The organism is endosymbiont GvMRE of Glomus versiforme (assembly GCF_003546845.1).
The window spans coordinates 25,209-47,997 of the sequence record NZ_NWVA01000006.1 but is presented as its reverse complement, the minus strand read 5'-3'; the positions used below and the strand labels follow the sequence as shown (position 1 = coordinate 47,997).

29 protein-coding genes are annotated in these 22,789 nt (G+C 31.7%); 10 read left to right on the top strand and 19 right to left on the bottom strand.

Annotated features, from left to right (window positions below; translation table 4 throughout):
• Positions 1 to 43 precede the first annotated feature (43 nt).
• Both GvMRE_RS09655 and GvMRE_RS09650 read right to left on the bottom strand, forming a co-directional pair.
• On the bottom strand, positions 44 to 727 hold the full coding sequence (locus GvMRE_RS09655) for a leucine-rich repeat domain-containing protein (RefSeq protein ID WP_147410987.1): 684 nt from the start codon (positions 725 to 727) through the stop codon (positions 44 to 46).
• Positions 728 to 737: 10 nt separating this feature from the next.
• Entirely contained in the window at positions 738 to 1,079 is a 342-nt protein-coding gene (locus GvMRE_RS09650) for a hypothetical protein (RefSeq protein ID WP_147410986.1), read from the bottom strand.
• Between the two features lie 511 nt (positions 1,080 to 1,590).
• Between GvMRE_RS09650 and GvMRE_RS09645 the strand changes: the two genes are divergently transcribed.
• Positions 1,591 to 2,133, top strand: a complete 543-nt coding sequence (locus GvMRE_RS09645) for a tyrosine-type recombinase/integrase (RefSeq protein ID WP_147410985.1) — start codon at positions 1,591 to 1,593, stop codon at positions 2,131 to 2,133.
• A gap of 143 nt (positions 2,134 to 2,276) precedes the next feature.
• Here the strand turns inward: GvMRE_RS09645 and GvMRE_RS09640 are convergent, their stop codons facing one another.
• The 3 genes from GvMRE_RS09640 to GvMRE_RS14235 all read right to left on the bottom strand — a co-directional run bounded on the left by GvMRE_RS09640 (position 2,277) and on the right by GvMRE_RS14235 (position 3,457).
• Entirely contained in the window at positions 2,277 to 2,732 is a 456-nt protein-coding gene (locus tag GvMRE_RS09640) for a hypothetical protein (protein ID WP_147410984.1), read from the bottom strand.
• Position 2,733: 1 nt separating this feature from the next.
• Positions 2,734 to 2,922, bottom strand: a complete 189-nt coding sequence (locus GvMRE_RS09635; RefSeq protein ID WP_147410983.1) for a hypothetical protein — start codon at positions 2,920 to 2,922, stop codon at positions 2,734 to 2,736.
• Between the two features lie 277 nt (positions 2,923 to 3,199).
• Positions 3,200 to 3,457 (bottom strand): type II toxin-antitoxin system PemK/MazF family toxin, encoded by a 258-nt coding sequence (locus GvMRE_RS14235; RefSeq protein WP_245939644.1) that lies wholly within the window; start codon positions 3,455 to 3,457, stop codon positions 3,200 to 3,202.
• A 1,080-nt stretch (positions 3,458 to 4,537) separates the two neighbouring features.
• On the opposite strand from GvMRE_RS14235, the gene GvMRE_RS09625 reads away from it, so the two are divergent.
• Positions 4,538 to 5,230 (top strand): hypothetical protein, encoded by a 693-nt coding sequence (locus GvMRE_RS09625; RefSeq protein ID WP_147410981.1) that lies wholly within the window; start codon positions 4,538 to 4,540, stop codon positions 5,228 to 5,230.
• 165 nt (positions 5,231 to 5,395) lie between these two features.
• On the opposite strand, the gene GvMRE_RS09620 is transcribed toward GvMRE_RS09625, so the two are convergent.
• Entirely contained in the window at positions 5,396 to 5,836 is a 441-nt protein-coding gene (locus tag GvMRE_RS09620) for a hypothetical protein (protein WP_147410980.1), read from the bottom strand.
• Between the two features lie 137 nt (positions 5,837 to 5,973).
• Between GvMRE_RS09620 and GvMRE_RS09615 the strand changes: the two genes are divergently transcribed.
• Positions 5,974 to 6,687: a hypothetical protein gene (locus GvMRE_RS09615; protein WP_147410787.1), complete on the top strand. Its 714-nt coding sequence runs from the start codon at positions 5,974 to 5,976 to the stop codon at positions 6,685 to 6,687.
• Positions 6,688 to 7,140: 453 nt separating this feature from the next.
• On the opposite strand, the gene GvMRE_RS09610 is transcribed toward GvMRE_RS09615, so the two are convergent.
• The 13 genes from GvMRE_RS09610 to GvMRE_RS09555 form a co-directional block, all read right to left on the bottom strand.
• Positions 7,141 to 7,881 carry a hypothetical protein gene (locus GvMRE_RS09610; RefSeq protein WP_147410979.1) on the bottom strand — a complete coding sequence of 247 codons (741 nt, stop codon included), beginning with the start codon at positions 7,879 to 7,881 and terminating at the stop codon, positions 7,141 to 7,143.
• Between the two features lie 147 nt (positions 7,882 to 8,028).
• On the bottom strand, positions 8,029 to 8,178 hold the full coding sequence (locus GvMRE_RS13845) for an EGFR-like transmembrane domain-containing protein (RefSeq protein WP_172575356.1): 150 nt from the start codon (positions 8,176 to 8,178) through the stop codon (positions 8,029 to 8,031).
• Between the two features lie 301 nt (positions 8,179 to 8,479).
• Entirely contained in the window at positions 8,480 to 8,704 is a 225-nt protein-coding gene (locus tag GvMRE_RS09605; protein WP_147410978.1) for a hypothetical protein, read from the bottom strand.
• 31 nt (positions 8,705 to 8,735) lie between these two features.
• Complete coding sequence (locus GvMRE_RS09600; RefSeq protein WP_147410977.1) at positions 8,736 to 9,149, bottom strand: hypothetical protein; 414 nt, start codon at positions 9,147 to 9,149, stop codon at positions 8,736 to 8,738.
• Complete coding sequence (locus GvMRE_RS09595) at positions 9,115 to 9,477, bottom strand: XRE family transcriptional regulator (protein WP_147410976.1); 363 nt, start codon at positions 9,475 to 9,477, stop codon at positions 9,115 to 9,117. The genes GvMRE_RS09600 and GvMRE_RS09595 overlap by 35 nt, the downstream gene beginning before the upstream one ends.
• Positions 9,478 to 9,482: 5 nt before the next feature.
• Complete coding sequence (locus tag GvMRE_RS09590) at positions 9,483 to 9,740, bottom strand: hypothetical protein (RefSeq protein ID WP_147410975.1); 258 nt, start codon at positions 9,738 to 9,740, stop codon at positions 9,483 to 9,485.
• A gap of 229 nt (positions 9,741 to 9,969) precedes the next feature.
• On the bottom strand, positions 9,970 to 11,859 hold the full coding sequence (locus GvMRE_RS09585) for a hypothetical protein (RefSeq protein WP_147410974.1): 1,890 nt from the start codon (positions 11,857 to 11,859) through the stop codon (positions 9,970 to 9,972).
• A 593-nt stretch (positions 11,860 to 12,452) separates the two neighbouring features.
• The gene (locus tag GvMRE_RS09580; protein WP_147410973.1) at positions 12,453 to 13,103 is read right to left on the bottom strand and encodes a hypothetical protein; all 651 of its coding nucleotides are present in this window, start codon (positions 13,101 to 13,103) and stop codon (positions 12,453 to 12,455) included.
• Positions 13,104 to 13,115: 12 nt separating this feature from the next.
• Positions 13,116 to 14,918 (bottom strand): GTPase, encoded by a 1,803-nt coding sequence (locus GvMRE_RS09575; protein WP_147410972.1) that lies wholly within the window; start codon positions 14,916 to 14,918, stop codon positions 13,116 to 13,118.
• A gap of 5 nt (positions 14,919 to 14,923) precedes the next feature.
• The gene (locus tag GvMRE_RS09570) at positions 14,924 to 16,351 is read right to left on the bottom strand and encodes a GTPase (RefSeq protein ID WP_147410971.1); all 1,428 of its coding nucleotides are present in this window, start codon (positions 16,349 to 16,351) and stop codon (positions 14,924 to 14,926) included.
• 111 nt (positions 16,352 to 16,462) lie between these two features.
• Positions 16,463 to 16,819 carry a hypothetical protein gene (locus tag GvMRE_RS09565; RefSeq protein WP_147410970.1) on the bottom strand — a complete coding sequence of 119 codons (357 nt, stop codon included), beginning with the start codon at positions 16,817 to 16,819 and terminating at the stop codon, positions 16,463 to 16,465.
• A gap of 62 nt (positions 16,820 to 16,881) precedes the next feature.
• Positions 16,882 to 17,256 (bottom strand): hypothetical protein, encoded by a 375-nt coding sequence (locus tag GvMRE_RS09560; RefSeq protein WP_216361643.1) that lies wholly within the window; start codon positions 17,254 to 17,256, stop codon positions 16,882 to 16,884.
• 1 nt (position 17,257) lies between these two features.
• Complete coding sequence (locus GvMRE_RS09555) at positions 17,258 to 17,824, bottom strand: hypothetical protein (RefSeq protein WP_147410968.1); 567 nt, start codon at positions 17,822 to 17,824, stop codon at positions 17,258 to 17,260.
• 320 nt (positions 17,825 to 18,144) lie between these two features.
• Between GvMRE_RS09555 and GvMRE_RS09550 the strand changes: the two genes are divergently transcribed.
• The 7 genes from GvMRE_RS09550 (at position 18,145) to GvMRE_RS09520 (ending at position 22,789) form a co-directional block, all read left to right on the top strand.
• Positions 18,145 to 18,561: an HU family DNA-binding protein gene (locus GvMRE_RS09550; RefSeq protein WP_147410967.1), complete on the top strand. Its 417-nt coding sequence runs from the start codon at positions 18,145 to 18,147 to the stop codon at positions 18,559 to 18,561.
• Positions 18,562 to 18,640: 79 nt separating this feature from the next.
• Entirely contained in the window at positions 18,641 to 18,985 is a 345-nt protein-coding gene (locus GvMRE_RS09545; RefSeq protein WP_147410966.1) for a HigA family addiction module antitoxin, read from the top strand.
• A 113-nt stretch (positions 18,986 to 19,098) separates the two neighbouring features.
• Positions 19,099 to 19,311 carry a type II toxin-antitoxin system RelE/ParE family toxin gene (locus tag GvMRE_RS09540; protein ID WP_172575355.1) on the top strand — a complete coding sequence of 71 codons (213 nt, stop codon included), beginning with the start codon at positions 19,099 to 19,101 and terminating at the stop codon, positions 19,309 to 19,311.
• Positions 19,312 to 19,357: 46 nt separating this feature from the next.
• Positions 19,358 to 19,576: a hypothetical protein gene (locus tag GvMRE_RS09535; protein ID WP_147410964.1), complete on the top strand. Its 219-nt coding sequence runs from the start codon at positions 19,358 to 19,360 to the stop codon at positions 19,574 to 19,576.
• Positions 19,577 to 19,719: 143 nt separating this feature from the next.
• Positions 19,720 to 20,832 carry a hypothetical protein gene (locus tag GvMRE_RS09530; protein WP_147410963.1) on the top strand — a complete coding sequence of 371 codons (1,113 nt, stop codon included), beginning with the start codon at positions 19,720 to 19,722 and terminating at the stop codon, positions 20,830 to 20,832.
• 33 nt (positions 20,833 to 20,865) lie between these two features.
• Positions 20,866 to 21,141 carry a hypothetical protein gene (locus tag GvMRE_RS09525; protein WP_147410962.1) on the top strand — a complete coding sequence of 92 codons (276 nt, stop codon included), beginning with the start codon at positions 20,866 to 20,868 and terminating at the stop codon, positions 21,139 to 21,141.
• Positions 21,134 to 22,789 (top strand): DpnII family type II restriction endonuclease, encoded by a 1,656-nt coding sequence (locus tag GvMRE_RS09520; protein WP_172575354.1) that lies wholly within the window; start codon positions 21,134 to 21,136, stop codon positions 22,787 to 22,789. The genes GvMRE_RS09525 and GvMRE_RS09520 overlap by 8 nt, the downstream gene beginning before the upstream one ends.

Here is a 22,789-nt window from a genome sequence, read left to right as displayed (position 1 = left end):
CCCTTACATAATGGTTTTTTGGTTAAAAGATTATACTAATATTTTACTCCGCCATGGAATTTGCGGCGACTTTTTTTCTTTTGCCTAGTCAGTAACCAATTCATAATACTGCTAGGCTAAAAAGAATTAAGCCGCCAACTAATAGATAAATGCTAGTATTCGGGCTTCTGGTGTTATTTTGGCTATTATTTGGTGCTGATTTTCTGATTTCTGTTTTTTGCGGCTGACTAACTATTTCTTGCAAGTAAGACATATGAGCTTGGGTTTGTTGATTAGTATTGCCTCTGCCAACTAATTCTTTGGCATGAACCAATAAATCCATTAGCACAGTGCCTTTTCAGCAATTAAGTTGGATTTGTTTGGTTTTAATACCTTCAATGATTTTGCTAAACTGCTCGCTGGTTAGGTTGTTTAAGTTTTTCGCACTAGCCGGATTTTTGCTGATATTGATTCGCTTTAAATTAGGAAAATCAGTAAATAACTTGGCAAAATCTATTTCTTGGATTTGATTACCAAAAAGATTAAGGCTTTGTAATTTATCTTTATTGGGTAAACTATTTAAAAAATCAAGGTTCTCAAAATGATTATTTGCCACATTGAAACTTTGGAGAGTGGTGAATTCGCTTAAATCTGCGTTTCCTGCTAGGTCTCTATTGCTGATATCTAGGTAATAAATGCGTCCTTTACGGGTGATTTGGTTTAAATGTTGTTGTGCGTCATTATTCATATAAGAGATTTTAACTAAATTTAAAATCACCCCTGGCTAAATAAGACCTAAAATTAGCCGCCTTATTAGCAGGAATTCAATCAAAAGCATCAAATCTTTTGCCATTTAAGATTTTAACTAAACAAGCATCACAGAGATATTTATGCTGATTACTTTCTTTTTGGGTTCAATAGCCTCAATTGTTTTTTTGGCTGTATTGTTTTTTTTTTGTATATCATTTTTTTGTTTTTTCTTTTAGTTCTTTAAGCGGGTGAAAACATAGTTGACAGAAAAAAATAATAAAACAAAAGAAAAACAAAAGAAAATGGATACCAAATATAATCCTCTTCTTCGTATTCTTGTTGTTATTCATTTTTTTGATAAAATTGTAAAATAAATTTACATGGAACCATTAGGATATCTTTTTTATTTTCTTATTTTTTTTCCTTTATGAGTTATTTTACTTGTTTTCTCTCTAGTATACAAAATCTATCATATTCAACAACAGATTAAAAAGCACAAAAAAGCAGCCGTTTTTTGATGAGACTGGTTAATGATTAGTTATCTTTTACTTATGCTTGCTTGTGTTATCTTATATTTGAATCGTTGTGACAAGTTAATTTCGATTATTGTTATACCCATATTTACTTTTTCTTTATTTTTGCTAATTAGTAGATTTTTTTATCCCCAAAAATCTTCATGAGCAGATTGATTACTAGTTTTTCCTACTTTGCTTGCTTCTACTTTAGTTTTTCTTCATTTAATTATTATTTTTTATTATTATAAAATTAAAATTTAGACATAAAATAGCAAATTATGGAGATGAACCAATAAAGAATACCTAAACAGAGTTTCTTTGGTTTTATTAACTGGTATTCTTATATTTGCCTACATTCCTGCTTTGATATTTTGCCTTTTTTTTACAGCAGATTTGAGATTATATTATTAGTCGACCAGGAAAAAAAGGTGAAACCAAAAAAAACGAACATGAATGTTTATTTCTTTTATGCTGAAAAGCAGGTTTACGAATAACTGAAGCAGTGAGATTTGATTTAAATATGGAACACCAGAATCCTGAATATAGAGGGTTGTATTTATTGCGGGGCAAAAGAAGCAAAGAAAGATGGATTTATATTTCACCAGAAATTATTAAGGAATTAAGAAAGAGAAATTGAAAACCCAACACAGCTACTCGGTTTGGTTTTTTTAAATTTTTGAGAAAGGTTAGAAAAGAATTAAATATTGCTGAGAATATTGAATCTGAACCCCATACTTTAAGAAGATGTTTTGCTACTTATAATGCTTTAAATGGTATGCCTTTACCGGTATTGCAGAAGGTTTTGGGACATACTAGAATTAGTACTACTGCTTTATATATTAAAGATAGCGATTTAAGTAATTTGGTTAAGTTTAAGCCGATGAGGTAAGAAGTTTAGAAGAATTAATTGAAGGTAATTTGAATTTTTTGAAAGGGATTCAGAAAAAAAAGATTTTTAATAACCAAATCAACAAAATAGGAACAAAAAGGGAAAATAAACTCCAAAATCTTCTTTTGGTTTGATAACTTCACTTATTTCAATCCCTGTAATCTTTCTAACTCTTTTACTTCATAGAGAGTTCACAGAAAAGCTTCAATATCTTGGGTTAGCTCTTGGTGTCTTTCGTCGTGTTTTTGACCGAAATTTAGTTTATAATTAGCCATAAGACAGTGAGCTAATTCATGGGCGATAGTGTTGATTAGTTTGCGAAAGCCAAAATGGTCGGTAAAGTTAGGAATATCACTTTTTAATCCGGCTAAACAGTAAGCAAATAGAATGTTTAAATGGATTTCTTTGGTGTAAATGGTTAAGTTTCCTATCTCTTCTTTTCCTAGTCTAGTTCTGCCGTGTCAGTTGTAACTTAGTTGAAATCCACCAAACTTGACTACTGCGGAGCGTAGAGGATAAATGTTGCCGTGTTTTTTAATTAAAATGTCCTGGTAAGCTTGATAAGTGGCATTAATTAGATGTTCAAAATAAGTCTCCATTTTATTTTTTTGGTTTGAATGTTGTGCTACTTTTAGCGATATCTTTGCCGCTACAAATTACTTCAACACTAAAACTTCCTTCTTCGTCAGGAGTGTTTTCTGCTTCTTTTTTTAAACTTAACAACAATTCTCTCATTTGTTTATCACTTATTCTTTTTGGTTTAGTTGTTTCTCTTTGGTTTAGTTTCATATAAAAGTTTTTGTTAGTCTAAAAGAAAGAACCAAAGAAAATTTTGCCCGCAAGTCCCATTTCCTCTCAATTTCAGTGAAAAATATTACAAAAAATCCTTGTTTCTTCCCATTTTTGAGTGAAAATAATGAAATTTAGCCCTTTTCCTGCTCTTTTTCCCTAAATATTTAAAAAATGAGTAATTTTTAAGGCTTTTAAAAGTGAAAATACTGCTAAATTTCCTTGTAAATCTGCTATTTTTTCAATATTAATGAGGCAAACCCTTAATTTTTTGTAATTATCATTCCTCACTATCAAAAGCAACTTTCCAAGCCACTTTTACCTTTTCCATTGTTTCTCTGCTGGCTACTCCTAAATACTTTTCTAACCTTAATTCTCGAAAAACAGTAAAAGGGTGATTAAGAACTATTTTACTAGGTTCGTCTAAACCAGTTTCCGGAGTATTTTTGATAAAGACTTCGAACAAACGAACATTTTCTAAATCATCCGTAGTCATCATAGCAACAACTACAAAATTGTCATACTCATTTTGAATATCACTACTGATTACTAAACCAGGACGGTAATCTTTGGAGAACTCCTTAATTTTATCACACTTTATTAATCAGATTTCCCCTCGGCGGGGAATACTTGGTATTTCGCCTCTTTTTGGAGTTTTGTTTTNAAGTAGTTTAAAAGAATTTCATTGCTCAACTAATCTAATAAAAGACGCTAAAGTAAAAGCTATTGAACAAGAACTAAGAAAATTTGGAGAACCAAATAATTATGATTTTGCTAATCTTTTAAAGTCTTGGAGAACTTGACAAGAAGAATTTGTTAATAGTTCGGCTCAACAGTGGCTGGATAAAGAATATCCGGAAGAAGATGAATGTCAAAGAATGACCACTGATGAGGGTTGAGATGGCAGTTATGGATGATACAATGGGTGCAAAGAAAGGGGAGAAATCACCAAACTAGATATTAGCCAACAAAACTTAAAAGGAGGATTAAGATTAAAAGGTTTTAGTAGTTTAGAAAAACTTGATTGTTCAAGTAATCAATTAACTAATCTTGATTTAAGTGATTGTCCAAGGTTAATCGGACTTAGATGTGACCAGAATGCACTACGTGATTTAAACCTTCTTCAATCAGTTGATAAGTTAGAAGTATTGCGAATCCAAAATAATCCCAACCTTTCGCAAGATTTAAGAATATTCACTTCTTTTAAAGAATTAATCCACTTAGATATTAACAATTGCCCTTTTGAAGGAAGCTTAAAGCCTCTTGAAAGTTTGAATAAATTGGAACAATTAAACATTAGCAATACCAACCTGAGAGAAGGATTGGAGTACTTGCCAGAAAGTTGTAAAAAAGTTTATTGTAATAGTAATTATCCTCATCAATCAACCAAAATTATGGAAGAATTAGATAAAAGTAGGTGTCTAGTAGAAGAAAGAAAAGAAGATGATAAATATTATGATCTTGATAAATGACGAGTAGACAAACAAAACAACATGATTGCTTCTATCATTCCTTTGGAAAGATTATTTGTCATTCGGGGTATAATGTTAAGCAATTTATTAATAAATGGGAAAAGTCACTCGAAAATGACTGATACGATAACCTCAGAGACTTGTTGACAAGTGAGAAAAAAAATAATTCAAGTGAACTAAGCAAACTACAATCTCCTGGCGAACTACGAAAAGAACGTTGAGTAACTTATGGTATTCAATTCATTGGTCGTGGTTCCGCAGTAGTAGGTGCTATCCTAACCTTTCAGGATTACGGTGCTATTGGTGGAGGAATTTTAGCCATTTATCCCTTTACCGAATTAGCAATTTCCAGTATAGGAGGAAAACTTGAGACCAAAGGAAAAAAATGAAATGACTTTTTGGCAGATGCTGATGATTTTTTAGATAATTATCACGAGTTGCTAGGAATACTTGCTCCGATTGAAATTGATGAGTTGAAAGAAGAAGGTTCGGTAAACAAATCGATAAAAGATTTAAGTAGAAGAATTGAGAAGTTTTTAAAAGAATATGATAAAGATGGTAACTATGAAATAGATGTTGATGAATTAGTCAGAGAACGGGAAAAACTTATTCAAGATTTAGACAAAGGCAAAGAAGAAAGTGAACTATGAGGAATTGTTAATGACATAAAATCACTAGAAAATGCGATAGTTGAGTATCGAAAAGCTTCTTATTATGGAAAAAATGAAGTGAAAACTAATAATAAAAGGCCAGAAAACCATAAAGTTGATATGATGCAAGCTCAACAAATAATTCAAAAAGAAGTTTATGGAATTCCGGGTTCGAGTAAGAAATAAATTTTCAAAAGGAATTTTTTCCAAAGGTGAACTGATAAAACCAGAGGTTGGAAGGGGAGAAAAACCTTGCTCTTCTTTGGTAGTTGCTCTTTTCGCTTGGTGAATCTGGCATGGGGTAAAAAATGAAAAGTGGTTTAGAATATAAGAAAAGGGAGCCAAAACTCCCTAATTTTTTAATAATTGAGTTTCTTGCTGAATTATTAGCAAAAAAAAAGAAAATCCCCCCAGACCCCCCATTTTCCCCCCAAAAATTGAAATTTCTCAGCATTTTCCTCACCTTTCTCCCTCAAACCCGCCGTTGTCGCCCCTCGGGTTGACTCCTTCTTTCGCCGTTGTCGCCCCTCGGGTTGACTCCCTTCGGTCGTCAATTCCCTTCGGGGCTTCCAATTCGGCGTAAATATTACAAAAAAGTTGCGTTTTTCACTCTTTTTCTCCTATTTTCGCCGCACATTCAGCCTTAATTTTTATATAACTTGGACTGTTTCACAGTCCAAAAAGCCCTCCGGGCTTAATAAAAAAAAAATAATAATGATTGAGGCTTAAAATTTTTAATAAGTGATGCTGTTTTTTCCTTTTTTTGCCTGTGCTTTTTTGTATCCAAAGCACAGGTTTTAAGTATTAAATAGGGAAAATCCTTTAATTTTCCTTATTAAATGGGGCAAAATAGGGTTTTTGAAGGAAAATTTTTTTTGCTACTTTTTTTTAAATGAGACAATAGACGGACAGATATTAAAAATATCTCTATGAAAAGCAAAGGTGATAATTTGTTAGAGAGGAGTATTTTTAATTCAAAAGAGATAAATAAATCTCCTTTAAAAAGAGTAGGAAAGAAACATTTCAAAACTCCTACTTGTCAGTGATGCAGTTCACCAGAAATTAGATTGGTGCCAGTGAGTTCACTTTGGAACCTAAAACCCCCAGAAACCCCTCGTTATCAAAAACTTTGGCAAGAACGCGGCTGACCAACGAAACTGAACTTATGCTATTATTGTAAACAGAACTGTGAGTTAGCACATAGAGAAGTTAACTTGTGGCTGTGTCCCCGGTGTCATAAGTGTTTGATTTATCGTTTAGAGAATAAGCCGGGAAAGGCGGCTTATGAGCAATTGCCGGTGAATTGCTTGTGGTGCGGTTGGAAAAAGAAGCGTTTGACTAAAAAACAGCAAAAGAAAATCACCGACCAAGTAATTAAGAGTGGGCTGAGTTATCAGAGAAGTAAGAAAACCGCGAGCAAGAATTATTTTGCTTGGTGTAGTTTTTGTGAAGGAGTGATAGTTGGTAAGCAAAAAGATAAAGGAGTTAAAAACCGCAACCAAATACGCTTTTGAACTGATAAAGTTGGTGAGGAAAAGTTGATTTGTAATAAATGCTTGCGGGAAAATGGGGAATTTCAGCAGTTATTGTTAGGTAAATATAAGGGGAGGTGAAGAAAGTATAAGAGTAGGGGGTTGATTTAAAGCAGAAAGGCTTTGTTGCTTTAAAAAACATTATATTCCATGACGAGCAAAGAAACATCGCCCCAAAAAAGCCAAAAAAGAAGTAATTACCTATTTTCTTTATCCGCTAGAAGACCAAAAAATTATGGTCAATGACCACTTAATTAAATATTTCTGCATTAGTTCTCACTGTGATAAACATTTAGAACATGGCATCACTCATGAATTAATTATGAAACTAGTTCAATTATTAAACAGCCGCTATTTTCCTTTTAGTGGCAAACAACCCAAGAAAAAGAATTATTTTAAAGAATACTCACCAAATCACTGCGTTAGCAATTCACTTTTAATTGGAAGGGCGTTAACCTTTTTAGCGTTTTTACATAATGGTTTTTTGGTTAAAAATAAAGGCTATTTATTGGAAACCTTAATTATTTTATGATTAGTGAGTTTTTTGCTCTTGCTGCTGATTGTTTATTCCCTCTGCTGTATAAAAGCCATTTGCTGCGAACCAGTACTTATTTCTGCCATTAGGGCTTGGACTTGGTTTTGTAATTCTTGGTGCTCCTGTTTTAAGTCTACTAGTTCTTTCTCTACTTTCTCTTTATCTTTTTTAGTTTGCTCTAATTGAGTTTGGAGAGATTGATTCTCTGTTTGCAATTGACCGTTAGTATTATTAGCAATAGTTAGGGAACTATTAAGATTAGTAATAGTCTGCTGATTTTGTTGATAAATATTCTGTTGATTTAATTGGTTGATTTGACTTTGCAATTCCTGTTTTTGTCTATCTATTTTTTCTTGAAATTCTTGCCTGGCAGTGTCTAGTTGATTTGTTAAATCTTCAATATTATTTCTAAAAACTTCTTCGCTTTGTTGTTGTTGGTTAAGTTTTTGTTGTAATTCTTGGATTTGAGTAGTTAAATTATCAACATTTTCTCCTTGGGCTTGGATTTCTCCTAATTTCTCTGCTAATAAATTAATAGTCTTCCGGTCTTGTTCTTTTATTCATTCAAAAATAAATTTCTCTATTCCGGAACCAATTAAAGGTTTTTGTGGATTTTCTCTTGCTTTTCCTAAACAAGCTTTTTTTCAGTTATCTTCGTTCTCTAAAACTTGTAATCATTCTTCGTATCTTCCTGCTTGGTTTTTATTTTCTTCACTTTCTGCTATTTTAGCCAAAAGTCAATTTCTAAATTCTTCAAAATTATGTGTCATAATAGTTATTTTTATAGACAATAAAACAATATTTTCCTTTTTTGGTTCTTGCTTTTTTTTCCTTGTTCCAATTCCCTAATTTGTTTTTCTATCTCAACTATTTTTTTAATTGGCGGTTGCCTCTTCTTAATTCAGGAAGAGCATTGTTTAATCTTTTTCAAAATATTTGTTTTTCCTTTTACCTAATCAGTAACCAATTGCTAAGACTGCTAAACAAAACAATACCAAACCGCCAATTAGTAAATAAGTGCTGCTATTAAGAAATTTGTCGTTGCTTTGGCTATTATTTGCCGCCACTTCTCTAACTTCTGCTCTCTATGGTCTTTCTTGGTTCACTATCTCTTGTAATTGTGCCAAGTGAGCGTTATGGCTAGTGTGTCCGCGATTAACTAAATTCTTGGCATATTCCAGTAAATCCATTAAAACTGTGCCTTGCCAAGAAACTACACGGAACTTTTTGTCTTTAATTCCTTGGACTAGTTTAGCAAACTGTTCGCTAGTGAGATTATTTAGATTCTTGGTTTTTACTGGGTTATTTTCAACATTTATGGCTTCTAAATTAGGAAAAGTAGACAGTAATCAAGCAAAATCTATTTCTTTAATTTGGTTGCCAAAAATTAAGTTTTTTTAACTGGGATTTGTTGGCGAGAGAGTTTAAAAAGTCCAAGTTTTCAAACTTATTATTATAAGAATTTAAACTTTGGAGGGTGGTAAATTCACTTAAATCAGCATTACCGGAAAGGTCTCTATTGCTAATGTCTAAATATCTAATTTTGGCTTTTTTGGTGATTTGGTTTATATGTTGTTGGGCGTCATTATTCATATGGATAATTTTAATTATTTTCAATAATTTTTTAATGCTTTCCTCTTATCCGATAACAATCAACAATTCCTAAAAATTGCGGGTCATTGTCATCTAAAAATCAGACTATTCGATACTCTTTGCCTCGTTTATCATAAACCGGACTAAAAGCATAATATTTCCAGGCTTCTCAGTGACGATTAACGCTATGGTGTCTTAATTCTTTGCCGTTGAGTTGAGGAATAAACAACTTTTCAATTAATTCATCAGTTATTAATCTTTCGGCTAGTTCCTCAGGAGTTAACTTAATACTTCGCTTGGCTAACCCTTTTTTATATTTCTCATTTTGGTCCTCGTAATCATGGCTAATGGCTAGTTTAGTGCGTCGTTGGTTGTTAATTATCACATCACAACTTTTACCAGTAGCAACATTAGACGGCGTGGCGGGTGGTTTCTTTTCGCTCATAAGGTAGCGGGATTCTTATCTCCGTAGTAATATGGAGACTATTAGCGTAATCAATTAGTTTATCTAAAGTAAATTTATTAATATGTCCGAATAAAATGTATTCGGCTTTTTTTTCCTCAATTCCTAATTTTTGGGCTAATTTCTTTTCAGTCAAGTTATTTTCTCGCTGATAACGAGCTATATCCTGGCACAGTTCATATTTGGCTTTTTCCGTGGGAGTAGCATTTAAACTTAAACCAATATTTACACGGTGATTAGAACGAGAAATTTCCTTTCGCACTCTTTTTAATTCTTCCGGAGAAGGAAAAGTAGTTTTATTTTGGTTCATAATAGTTATTTTTGTTTATTTTTAGTATGTTTTATGGGTTTTTTACCCTTTTTCTTGCTAATATTCTGCCAGCGTCTATTTTTTAAGCGAGCAGGAGAAAAGTTTTTAATATGGGCTAGGGTCTTTTTTACTCATTCTTTTTTTTGTTTTTGTTGCTGGATTTGCTTTTTACCAAAGAATTTTCAATAAATAACTCACCCAAGCAAAAACGCCAGCAAAAGAGGGAAAAATAAAAGAATTAAAAAGAATTTGTTGTTTGACATTTAATAATCTCTAATCTGTTTTTTAGCGAAGCAAAAATCAATAAGTTAAAAAAAGGCTAAGTAAAAAGCAAGTAGCAAAAATAATAATTCCTACTAAAAGAAGTTTTTTCTTTTGCTTATCTTTGTCCCAAAAAAAATATAGATAAGCAATTCAGCATAATGGAAAAATTAAAAGAGTTAGTATAAAAATAAAAGGTCATAAATTTAGTTCTGGACCCAACATAATACTCTACATTATTCCACACTTTTCATTCGGTATTTTGTTTGGAACTACAATTCTAGCCTCTAATTGTCTGACTTCTTTATTATTTTCTTTTGCTTCGTAAAATTTATTATTAACCTCGTCTATTTCATTTCTCAAACAAATGGATTTTTTACCATTATTAGATTTAAAGTTTCCACAACCAGTTTTTAGACAAGCAGATCCGCTCATTTTACAACCAACTCTGGATCCAGCAGGACTTTCTGCTACTTGTTTTGAATAATTAATACCATAAACCATCATGTTTGCTAAATGTTCGCAATTACGATTAGCCAAACAATATCTCCCATTTCAAAATTTAATTTCTTTGGCTCAAACAATACTACGAATTACTTTTTTTCATTCCCTAAATGGTATGATAGGTTGAAACACTTCTATGTGATATCCAACTCTTTGCGTTCCTTTGGCATCTCCTAAAAAAGTCCTAATATCATCAATCCGAGCTTTCATGTCTCTGGTTTTTCAGTAATCATAAATATGAAAGACCTTATTGTCGCCTATGTAAACACCAACATGATAATACTTCTTACCTCATGCCGTATTTTGTTTTTCCACTCTAATAACACTTAAAGGTTTGATATGAGAATCTAAATCACTCGGTCAATAAAAAGTATTATTCTCGTGATGTCCTACTTCGTATTTTTCTACATAAGGATTATTTATTACTCAATAAAAACTGTCATAATCGTTGGCTAGATGATGAACAACTAATATTGGATTTTTCCCATCTAACATTTTTCTCAATCACTCGGCTTCTTTTTGAGCATCTGACAGACAACTATGTTTTTCTCTTTTCTTTACATAAATACCATAATCACCCTGATAAGAATAGTCAACAGGAAACACATAAGGATTTTCGCTGTTTTTTCCTTGCTCGTAAACTAATAAAAATACTCAATGGTTTCCATCATCGTTAATTACTGTGGCTAAATTTTTGTTCCATCAAGTTTCAAAGCGAACCACTTCTTCAATTTCACCAGGTATGTCAGTTTTTAATTTAACCAAAACTTTTAATTGGTCTTTTTCTCTTTCAAACTTATTTTCTTCTCTTAAAAATTCCAAAGCTTTTTTCTTACTTAACAAATAAAGTGAAGGTTTTACCCTGGCTTTAACCATGCTTGATTGGTCTATTACATTATTAACTCTGCCTTTTCAGTCTACTCAATTGTTATCTTTTATTAGGATTATGTATAATTCTTTCTTATCTCTGATTTGCTTATCTAAATCATTACATTCCCAATGGCTAGAAGCAGTACCATTTTCTTTATTAAGAATTAAAATGTTTTTTTTGAGTTCTTTGCCATCTTTGCTTATGTTATCATCTCAACCATTAGCCAGAGCAAGAGTAGTTAAGTCTTTGGAAAGAGAAGCGGTAATTACCCTGCCATTACGGGAAACATTGCCAAAGTCGTCTCGGGCTTTTTCAGTAGTTAGTTCTTGGATATTAAAGGGAAAGTGTTTTTTGAGTTCCAAGCGTTTTTCTAATAAGTATTTTTCTAACTCTTGGTCGGATATTTTTCTTTTTTTAAGAGAAAATAAATCACCAAAATCAAATATACCAAGAGACAGAGCAAATGCTTTGGCTAGGGAAAGTTGTTCGTCCTCACTTTCATTGTCAGAAGCAGGAGTTTGATTTTTCAAATATTCTTGGTATTGTTCTCTAAACAAATCATCATCAGAGAATTCGGTCGGAGATATTTTAATTTCGTCTCGTAATCAAGCAGCATATCTGCTATCTTGGGGTTTTAAGCCAACATTTATTCATTCTTTACATTGTTGATAAGTAAAGTTTTTGTTTTCTCATTGTTTTTTTAACTCCGCAGTAAAATCAGGATGCATATCTTTTCAATTTTCCATAAATAATTATTCATTATTAATTTTTAAAAGTTTTTACAAATTTTTTTCGTATTAGGAAAATCCTGTTTGACATACTAATAACAAAATCACTTTGCCGCTCTTTGGTTATCTTTTTTTAATCAGTAAATAAAAGCCACAGTTGCCCCAAAAATCAGCCAAACCAAGAATAAATAAACAGGTAAAATAAAAGACCAAAACTGACTATCCATGAATTATTTTTGGCGGTCATTGCCTCCACTTTTTCCAAGAAAAAACAATTAGCGTTCCACTCCAAAATACCCTCTCCAAGTCTCGCATTTTACGAGACCTACGAAAGCTCATTAATCAATGCGACACGATAAGGTATATAAGTAAAAAGTAGTATTAAGAGCCTTCAACAAGAATGAACTCTGACTTTCAAACAAGAAAATAAACTGGGTGAAACTCTGACTAGTTTTAACAAACTAGTTAAACGCTAAAAACGCTAAAATTAATATATGAACCAAGCCAAAAAGCAAAAGTCCGCCAAGACTTACACTTTTATTTTATTCACGAAACCCAAAGCGGATTAATGCTTGAAGGATTTTTTTTTTGGTTCTTTTTTTTAGAGGGAGTTATTTGTTAGGATTATAAGGAAGAGTAGTTGGTTGGAGGACCTGGGGTTTTTGTTGCTGATTTAGAACTTGAAAACCTGTTGTTATCAATTTTTCTTCTTTATCCTTTAATTGCTCAATTACATTTGTAGAAATTGCAAGAGCTTTTTCTATTTTAGCATAATCGGCACGAGTTTTGGTTAACTGTTGTTGACTTTCTTCTAATTCTCTAGACAGCTCTTGTTGTGTTAATTCAAGATTTCAATTAACATCCTTAAGTCACTCTTCTGCCTCTTCCTTGGCTCGAAGCTGCTTACTATGATACTCGATGTTATGCTCCAAACCAGCTTTTTCTGTTTCAAGCTCTTTTATTCTTTCTTCCTTTTCTTGTAATAATGCTTGTAGTCGTTTTATTTCTATTAATAATTTCTCACCTACTTCAGAAGCAAGTCTCATATCCCCCCTTGATAACTTGCTAGTTGGTATTGCAAATTCTGGATCTAGTACAGGTGATATAGTAACTTCTGGGACTTCGATTTCACTTTTTTTTAGAAGTTCTTCATAATTACTACTAACTTCCCCTAATTCTTTTAACACTTTTTGATAATTTTCTTCGTGAGAGTTTTTTTCTTTTTCATATTTATTTTTTCAATAATTATTAACTGCTTTCATTATATTTATATTTTACTTTCACTTTTCTAAATAATTTCGAACTTGGACAATTTTGACTTCGTATTCTTGTTTTGCTTCCTGATAGTATTGTTTTTCTCCTTTTATAGATGAACTAATTGCTTCATCACAATTATCAATTCCTTCACCCATCAAATTTAAGTAATCTTTCAAAAAGATTCTTGTTTTTTCTATATCTCCTGAGTAACTTTCAATTTGATTAATTTTAACTTCATAGTCTCGCTTCAGTTTTTGATAATATTGTTTGTTTTGCTGAATGTTTTCATCTTTTGATTGCTCAAGATCAGTAATCACATTTTGTAAATCTTTAACTAGTACTTGAATGAAAAGTAGGTAATCTTTTATAAACTCTTTATTTTCTCTTTTGTTTAATTGCTTACTATGCTCGTCAAGTATTTTAGTTTCTTTTTGTAAATAATTAACATATTCACTTCTTAATCGTTCAATATTTTGAAGATAACTAGTTCTTTTTATTCCTTCCGCAGTTAATTCTTTGATATCCCTTAACCAAGCACAAAAATCAGCATCAATTTGAGGATTAAAATCATTTAAAGCAGTGGTTCATTTTTTAGTTTGTTCGTAATCAAATCCTTCTTTTAGCCATTTTAACACTGTTTCTTTATTAGCGAATTCTGGATGAATTTCTTGCCAATTGTGTTCACCAGCCACACTGCTTAAAAAGATATCACCCCCTAGTTCTTTAGAAATTCCCTCATAATTATTAAAAATATGCTTCAAAACTTTTTGGCGAATAGTTTTTTCTTTTTCTTGGATTTCTTTTTCTAATCTTGCTTTTGTGTTTTGGAGTTGAGCAATTGATTCATTAATGCTAATGATTGCGATACTATTATCTTTTTCAGCAATTGGTTCTGATGGAGTGTTTTTAGGTTCATTACCTTTAATTTCAGGAGTTTGGGTGCTAATTGGTTTGGTTTCTTTTAAACTGTCTAACTCTTTTTGGAGTTCTTCTTTTTTTTTTAGGTATTCAAAATAGTCTTCGGCAATTGCTTCACTTAATTGGGCTAATTTTTCTGGTTTATAAGAATCTCCTTGACAATTATCGTTTAGGTGTTTTAGTAATATTTTCCTAGATTTACCTCTTGCTTTTTTGTTTGATTCTAGCTCTTCTTCATCAGCACCTGCAATCTTTATTGACGGATTATCTACATAAACAACTTTTTCTTGGCAAGATTCAATTATCTCGGCTAAATTAGTGGCTGATAACTCCTTTTTTGCTTTTTCAGTCTTGGTCGATAATTCTTGGTATTCAGCACTATCAGAGGACAGATTTTTCATTTCTTTTTCCTCAGCAACGATACTTTTTTCTAACTCGGTTCTTTTTTCTTTGGCTTCTTTAACCATTAAATCAATATCCGCTTTACATTTTTTTTTATTTTTAAAATCTTCAAATCGAGTGCGAGTAATAGTAGTATGCTCAGTAATCTTTTCATCAAAAATAATGGTTCTTAATAAATCATAAGTAGCCATCTCAAATTGGTCAAATCGACCATCAGTAACAAAAAATACTTGACTAATGCCATCTTTGGCCAAATAGACTGCTTCAGCAATGATGTCTAATACTTCATTATCTGACATTTTAGTGTCTCCGATGCCCGGAGTGTCGATTATTTGATAATTAATTTTGTTCTCTTCAAATTTCTCAAATTGAATTTTTTTGGTTTCACTGACACTACCTGAACTTTCTTTAAATTTATCAGTGCTAGTAATTACATTAGCCAAGGCAGATTTCCCTCGTCCTGATCTCCCAATCAGGAGTATTGCATTAGTTTTTGTCATGGTTTTTACTTCTTATTAAAAGGTCAAATATTAAGATTCTTCATCTCTATCTGAGCAGTAAACTTAGGTAAAGGACTAATCTCCAACGCGAGTGTAGCATTTACTTCATCAGCAATTTGTTCTTTTCTTTTTTCTACTTTCTTTAATTCTTCTCCTTTACTTGAACTATCACTTTTTTCTATTTTTTCTTTTTCTTTATAATAATCATCTACCACGGAAACTATACTATCTCATTTCTTTAATTTATAAACTTCTGAGCAGTTTTCGACTAAATGATTTAATAATCTTTCTCTTGATTCTTTTCTCTTTTTTTCATTTCGACTGATTTTTTTTTGCTTTTCTTCTCTTTCGTCTTCACTATCCTCTTCTTCGTCAATTACGGGTAATGAAGGGTTATCCACATAGATAATCCCATTACAAGAGTTAATTATTTCACCTAACTCTTTATTACTCTCATTAAACAAAGCATCCTTATCTTCTTGGCACTTCTCTTTGCTTCTAAAATCGGCAAAATTAGTTCGCACCAAAGTAGTAAAACTAGTAATGCCAGCTTCAGCAACAAAGTCTTTAAACAAATTAAAAACTGCTATTTGTTCCGGAGCAAATCTGCCCTTGAAAACAAAAAGAACCTGATTAATACCTTCTTTAGCAGAGTGAATTCCTTCTCCAACTTTAAATAAAATGTCTTTTTCAGAAATGTTATTAGTGTCTCCGAATCCGATATTATCAATTATGCGGTATTTTTTGCCTTGATATTCAAAAACATTGCTAGGTTGAAAGTTTTTAGTTACACTAGTGCTCGAAGCATTTTCGGCAAACTGGCTGGTGTCAGTTAAAACATTAGCCAGGGCAGATTTACCATTACCAGTTATGCCAATGATTAGGATATTCCGAACATCATTCTCTTTGGTTCTAGTTATTTGGGGACCACTTTTTACTTTTGAATTATCTTTTACTAACTTGGCTTTTTCAGGATTATAAGCAAGATTAGAACTTATTGTTTCTTCATTAAGTTTAGAGCAATTATTTATGTTTACTTCTTCGAGATTAGGACAATTATCCAAACTTAGTCCACTAAGATTATTATTAGAACAGTTAATTTTTTCAAGATTAGAACAACCATTAACATTTAAATTGTTAAGTTCATTAAAATGACAATCTAACTCTTCGAGATTAGGACAATTGCTTACATCTAATTTAATTAATTGATGAGAAGAAACTATCAAAGTTCGCAAATTAGTAAATCCCTCTAATTTTAAAGAACCCACCAAGGTTTTTTCGTTTAAATATCATCCAACTTTTCCTTTTCTAATATCTAATCTAGTTATTTCTTCTCGCTTTTTTCCTTTATTTTCAGAGTCATTATCTCTCTGGCAAGCACTGTTTATTGGATATTTTTCATTTAATCAATCTTGGGCGTTCTTATTTACCATATTAGTTATTTCCTCCTTTTATTATTTTATTTATTCACTTTTTAATTACTACTATTTTTTTCATAATATTTCTTTTTAAATAATATTTTAGAAAAATAGGTAAAAAAAACTTTATTTATTTTTCCATTTACCACTCACAGGGTCTTTTATTCATTCATCTTTTTCAGTGAAAGAGAAAGTTAAAAGAGAGTTTAAACTATCTATTGGTAATAAACGGCGATAGAAAGTTATTTGTTCTCTTTGGACGCATTTATAAAAGGCTTCTCAGGTGTTTAGGCGATATTGGTTTTTGCGAAAAGATATTCAGTGATTAGTTAAATGGTTAACTTGGAATCAAGTGCCGTTGACTTCGCCATTGCGTTCTGTATCGCCTTTAATGGTAAGTTCCCGAATGGATCTGCCTTGTCAAACAAAGCACATATCTCCTTTGGTATCATAGATAAAAGTAAGGTCAGCAATGTTATTCATTTTTATTTCCTCCTCTGGATAAACTTCGTTTTCCTCCTGAAATAAAAACGGGTAATCAGAGATTATTCATGCTTTACCTCCTTTTTAAATGCCGTTGGTTGGCAATCTTGGCACCACCAATTATCATTTTTCCCTTTCAGTTCATTCATTCTAAATTTTTCTCAGCAACCTTGACACCTTTCACTTTCGGGGCATTCTTGATGGTCAACAGCTCTTAATCAGAAGTTTAGAGAATAGCAAGATTGACCGCTTATGAGAGAGGTCTTATCAATATCATTAGCGTAATCACTAACTCATAACTGATAGTTTTTCGTTTCAATATCTTTATCGTCAATGAAAAGACCGCAACCGGGATTGCTACACTGAAATTCTTTTAAGTGTTTTTCACCTTTTTCAAAATTCGTTCAGCGAGTTAGTTTTAGAATTTCGGCTCCCATTTTAGTAGGAACCTCCTTTCAATTGGTTATTCTCACTTACCGAGTAGTTGATTTGACAATTCTGACACTGATAAGCACCCAAGCAACCAATTCCGTTGTTTGATTTACATTCAAGGAGAGTTTTGCCTTGCCTGCGGGCTTGGAGACGAGCGAATTTGCGTTCTTGGTGTTGGAGTTGACTTTGAATAATATCTAATTCAGTTTGTAAAGTTCTTGCTTTTCTTTCCACACTCTCACTGACTAATTTGGTAAAGGCTTCGGCTCCGACTTCAAATTTAAGGTTAAATTCAACTTTGTTTTTAAGCAAGTATTCTCACGCTCAATTATCAGGTTGCTCTTGGGCTTTTTCTTTTTCTACGGCTTCGGTTAAGAATTGTTTACCAAATTTGCCCGCAGTTATCAAGCAATTAGCCAGATTATTCGCTTTTTTGGTTTTGATTTGCCAAGATTTTAATTGCTTGGCGAGTTGCTGCTCCTGCTTTTGGAGCTCCGCAATTTGGATTTCCAATTGGGTTTTTTTCTCCTGAGGGAGAGAAGCCCCGTTATTTTGGTTTTTTTTATCGTTCATATCTATTTTCATGAGTGAATTTCAGGCGTCGCCGTATGAGACTTGGCGTTTGCCCCAAGGGTGGGGCGAACTGGAAAAAATATGAACTTGCTGAGGATTTTTTTCACTTTTTTATTTATAAAAAACCAACAGGGGTTCGCAAAATTTTCTTATTAAAATTGATATGAAATCAGACGATAAAGAAAATCCTCGAAAAAGGGAAAATTACCCGTAGGGAATAATTTGGGATATCGGGGAAACTGGCACACTGGGACAGTTTGGGCGATGGAGTTTAAAATTAACGCAATAAAACCAAAGAAAAGAAAGTAAAAACTTCTATTATGTTAGGAATTACCCAAATCACCTCCGAGGTCAACAAAAAAAGTAAATTAAACAGTATTGAAAACACCAAAAAAGTATTAAATGCTTTCTTAGAAGTAACCAAGCAAAAACTAATCCAAGGTGAAAATATTAACTTTAAAGGTTATTTCACTTTAAAAAGAAACAGCACTAAACCAAAAGGTAGTAAGAATTGTGATGAACACCAAAAAGAATTAGAGAAGTTTAAACAGGCTAATAAAGGAAAAGGAGTTGGATTTTACGCTAAATCAAACACTTTTCGCAATTTAGTAGGAAAGACTAGAAATTGTGCTAAATGTAAAGCAAAAAAACAGCAATTAATTAAATCTGCTAAACTTACTAATAGAGTTAGTTTCAAACCTAGTAAAGATTTCTGAAAAGTAAGTAAAAAGAGATAAAATTAACTTTCAGGCAAAAGAAAATCCCAAAAACACTTAACAAATAAAGGCTATTTCATTAAAATTAACAATAATTACTATGAAAAAAGAATTAAATCAAAAAAAACTAGCTAAACTTCCACCCATTCATCCCGGAGAAATTTTGCGAGAGGAATTATTAATCCCCCGCAACATTAGCCCCCAAGAACTAGCCCAAGCCTTAAAAGTTCCTAAAGAACAAATTCAATGAATATGTGAAGAAAGAGGCGATATTACTCCTGATTTGGCTACTCGTTTATCTATTTATTTTGATAGTTCCGTTGAGTTTTGACTAAATATCCAAAGAAGTTATGATAAAGAAATTGCCGAGGAAAAATTATCTTTATTAAAAAAAGAAATCAAACCTTATAAAGAAAATAGAGAAGGAGCTAGACTAAACCATTAAAAATGTTGTGGAAATAACCAAGCAAAAGAAATTTAAACGAAAAGAAAGAAGTTGAGGAATATTTAAAAGGAGAATGAATTAGAAAGTTTTCTGGGATTAAGAATAATAAAGAAGTGCGGCGGAGATTACGAATAACTTCTGAAGCCCAAGACAAAAGGGATTTTAGTATGTTTTCAGGTTTTCGATTAGAACTAATTCAAGGAACTAAAAATCATTATAGCATTAGAACTGGGAGCGGTCAATGGCGAATTTTCTTTCTTTGAGAGAATAATCAGTCCTGGGAAATTGACCTGAATAAGCATGATTATAAAAAAATCAAAAGATAACGATAGCAATTGTATATAATTGACAAAAAAACATAAAATCTACAATATGAAAAAATATAAAAATCTCAAAAACCTAGACGAAGCAATGAAGTCTTGCGGCATGAGAATTAATGAAAAAGGAGAAATAATAATAATTGGCGAACGAGATGGTAAAGAATATAAAATAGGACAAGCCAAGAAGAGGATAGTCAACGAAAAAGAATTAAAAAAATTTGTGAAAAAAGCAGATAATCAAGAGAAAGAGAGAACTAAAAAAACTAACTAATAACTTAAATTTTACAAAAAAACAAAAAGAGTTAAAAATATAATAATATATAATCTACAATTGTTGATTGAATAGGCTAGTCAGTTAGTCGGATTTAGTGTGATTTCCTAGACTTGACTGGCTGGCGTATTGAGTTAGCAATTATGGAAATCACACAATCAATCAAACTAACTCCGCCTGTTAAATTTAACAGACACGGAAAACACAAAAATCTTAATTACTATAGAGAATATTATCAAAAAAATCGGGAAAGATTATTAACTTATAGCCATAACTATTATGGTGTTAAAAAACTGCTAAAAAACTGTTTAAAACTAGGAAACAAAGAAACTAAAATTGGTGTTAAAAAAATTTCTCTCACAGACACGTGTAAATATAACATAGCACCCTCTAATTATAAGTCGCTTGGGTTTTTTCAAAGATTAGGGGGGGATAGGAAAGGGGTAAGGTTAGCCACGCGAGGAAAGAAGCCACAATATCCAGCAGGGAGCAATTGACCGACTATTGAGGAGCATCGTGGAATTGAGGAATTGGTTAAGGGATATGGGGAACACGGAGAAAGAACTGGCACTAAACGAGGAAGGTTATATTTTCAAGTGTGAGATATAGATATTAGACATAAATCTCAAAGTTTACCAAGTTGGTTACAAAAACAAGTAGAAAAAAGTTTTAAGTTGCTAGCTAAAATTTATCGTTTCAGTTATATAGAAACTCAACAAGGCTATCAAGTTTATTTGCTTTTGGAGGAATTAAGTCCTAATTGTGAAATATACCACCGTGACAGCTGGCGAGGAATTAAAAGAAATATTGGGAGCATATTAAGTAAAGGTCGCCAAGTCCAAGGAGCAAGCAGTCAATTTAAGCAATTTATAAATAATGGCTCTTGATTCTGAAAATTAAAAAATATTGAGGAATTAGCCGCCATACTTAAAAAATTTTTCTTTGAAATTGATTTAAATAAGCAAAAATCAAACCAAAATGCTAATTTAAAATCTGATGAAACAAAAGGAGCAAGAATAATCACAAGCCAAAACACTTATAAAATCCTTAAACTAGAAAATATATTGATAACCAACAAACAACTAACTAAAAAAGCCAATCATTACCGAGTAAATTATTTAGATAAATGGCAAAATAAAGGCTTCTTTTTCTTAGATAGTTATTTTAGAGATAAAAAAGATTTAATTCAGCCAAATTTAATAACTAACTTAGTTTTAGCCCAGGGTTATAAATACCAATTTTTTATAAGTCTGTAAAGATTTAAAGAAATAAAGATAAAATTATAGTATATGACCATTAAAAAATATCGCGACAAATACCAAACCAGCAAAAAATCCCTAATCCAAGAAAATACAGACTTGAAAATAGAAAACCAAGTAATTAAAAGGCAATTATTAAGTATTAGAAATTTAATTGATGATATTCTTACTGAGGATATTTTAGAAGAATATCAAACTAAGCAAGAAGAAAAAACCAAAAAACTTAAAACCAAGCAAATCAAATCAGAGTTAAAGGAAAATGAAACGCAAGAAAAAGAACAAAATAAGGAGGGACAAAATGAATAAAAATCTAACCACCAAACCTTTTATCAAATGAGCCGGGGGCAAAACCCAGTTTTTAGAGGTAATTAACCTTTTACTACCGAATGACTACAATCAATTTATTGAACCTTTTGTCGGTGGTGGTTCAGTATTTTTAAATAAACAGCCTAATAAAGCAATTATCAATGACGCTAATAAAGAATTAATAATAACTTATAAAATAATAAAAAACCAACCTAAAGAACTCTTAAAACTTTTAAAAGAATATGAAAAAAATCATAGCCAAGATTTTTATGAAACTTTACGCCGTCAAGAAACCAAAAATTTAACTGAATTAGGAACAGTGGCTCGTTTTATTTATCTCAACAAAACGGGCTATAATGGTTTATATCGAGTTAACAGTCAAGGAGAATTTAATGTGCCTTGGGGCAAAAGAGAAAAAGTGAAATTATTCGACACTGAAAATATATTAACAATTAGTAAATATTTAAACGAAAATAATTGTCAAATTCTTAATCAAGATTACCAAGAATTATTGCCTTTAATTCAAGCAGGAGACTTTTTATTTGTGGATCCGCCTTATGATAGTGAAAAAAGCAATGGGTTTACGGCTTATACGGCTAATGGTTTTACTCGGGAAAATCAAAAGGAGTTGTTTAATTTTCTTAAAGAGTGCGAGAAAAAAGGTGCTAAATGACTTTTAACTAATCACGCTACGGATTTTATTAAGGATTTGTATAAAGATTACCAGCAATTCACTAAAAAAGCCCAAAGATTTATTAATTGCCAGGGAGAAAAAAGAATTGGTTCTGCCCAAGAAATTTTTGTGTGAAATTATGAATTAAGCAAAGAAAAAAAACAACAATTAGAATTTGAAAAGTGATTTGATACTATTCAAACTACTAATGTAGATTTAAGTCAGTTAGTAAATTGAAAGAAAATCCAAAGCAATTTAATGGCTTATGAAAAGGATTTAAATATCCTCAACTCTTTAATTTGTGCCAACAAAGAAGAACTAAACCAAAGAATTCAGCAAATTTGGCAAGAAGCACCGCAGAGTTTTCAGGCTTTACCTTTGCTGTTAGCCATTAGAGATAATGAGAATTTTGCTTGATTAGAAAAAGAGAATATTGAATATTGAGAGAACTTAACGCTAGAAAAAGTAAAAAAATTAATTTTTAATTCTGGTTTAGCTCAATACTTAACTAATGGAAAAATCAAAAACTTAAAAGATTATTGTTTAGGTGTAGAAGTTGGCTTAGGAACTCATAGCAAGAAAAATTTGGTCGGAACAACCATGGAAAAGGCTGTGGAAACTTTGCTTAATAAATATCAAGTAAAATACCAAAAACAAGTACCGGTGAATTTCCAGGTTAACGGGAAAAAGTTATTTGACTTTCAAATTAAATTAGATGGTAAGGAATATTATCTGGAAACTAGCTTTTATAATTCTCCAGGTAGCAAAGTTTCAGAGATAATTCGTTCTTATAATGGTGTTTTACAAAAAGCTTACAATAACGAGATTAATTTTTTATGAGTTTTAGATGGCAAAGGCTTAAAGTCAGTAAAAGAATTATTGAAAGAAGTTTACTTGGTTAATAAGGGTTTTATGTTTACTATTGCTAGTTTTGGGGAATGATTAGGGAAACAGAAAGGAGAAAAAGTTAATTAG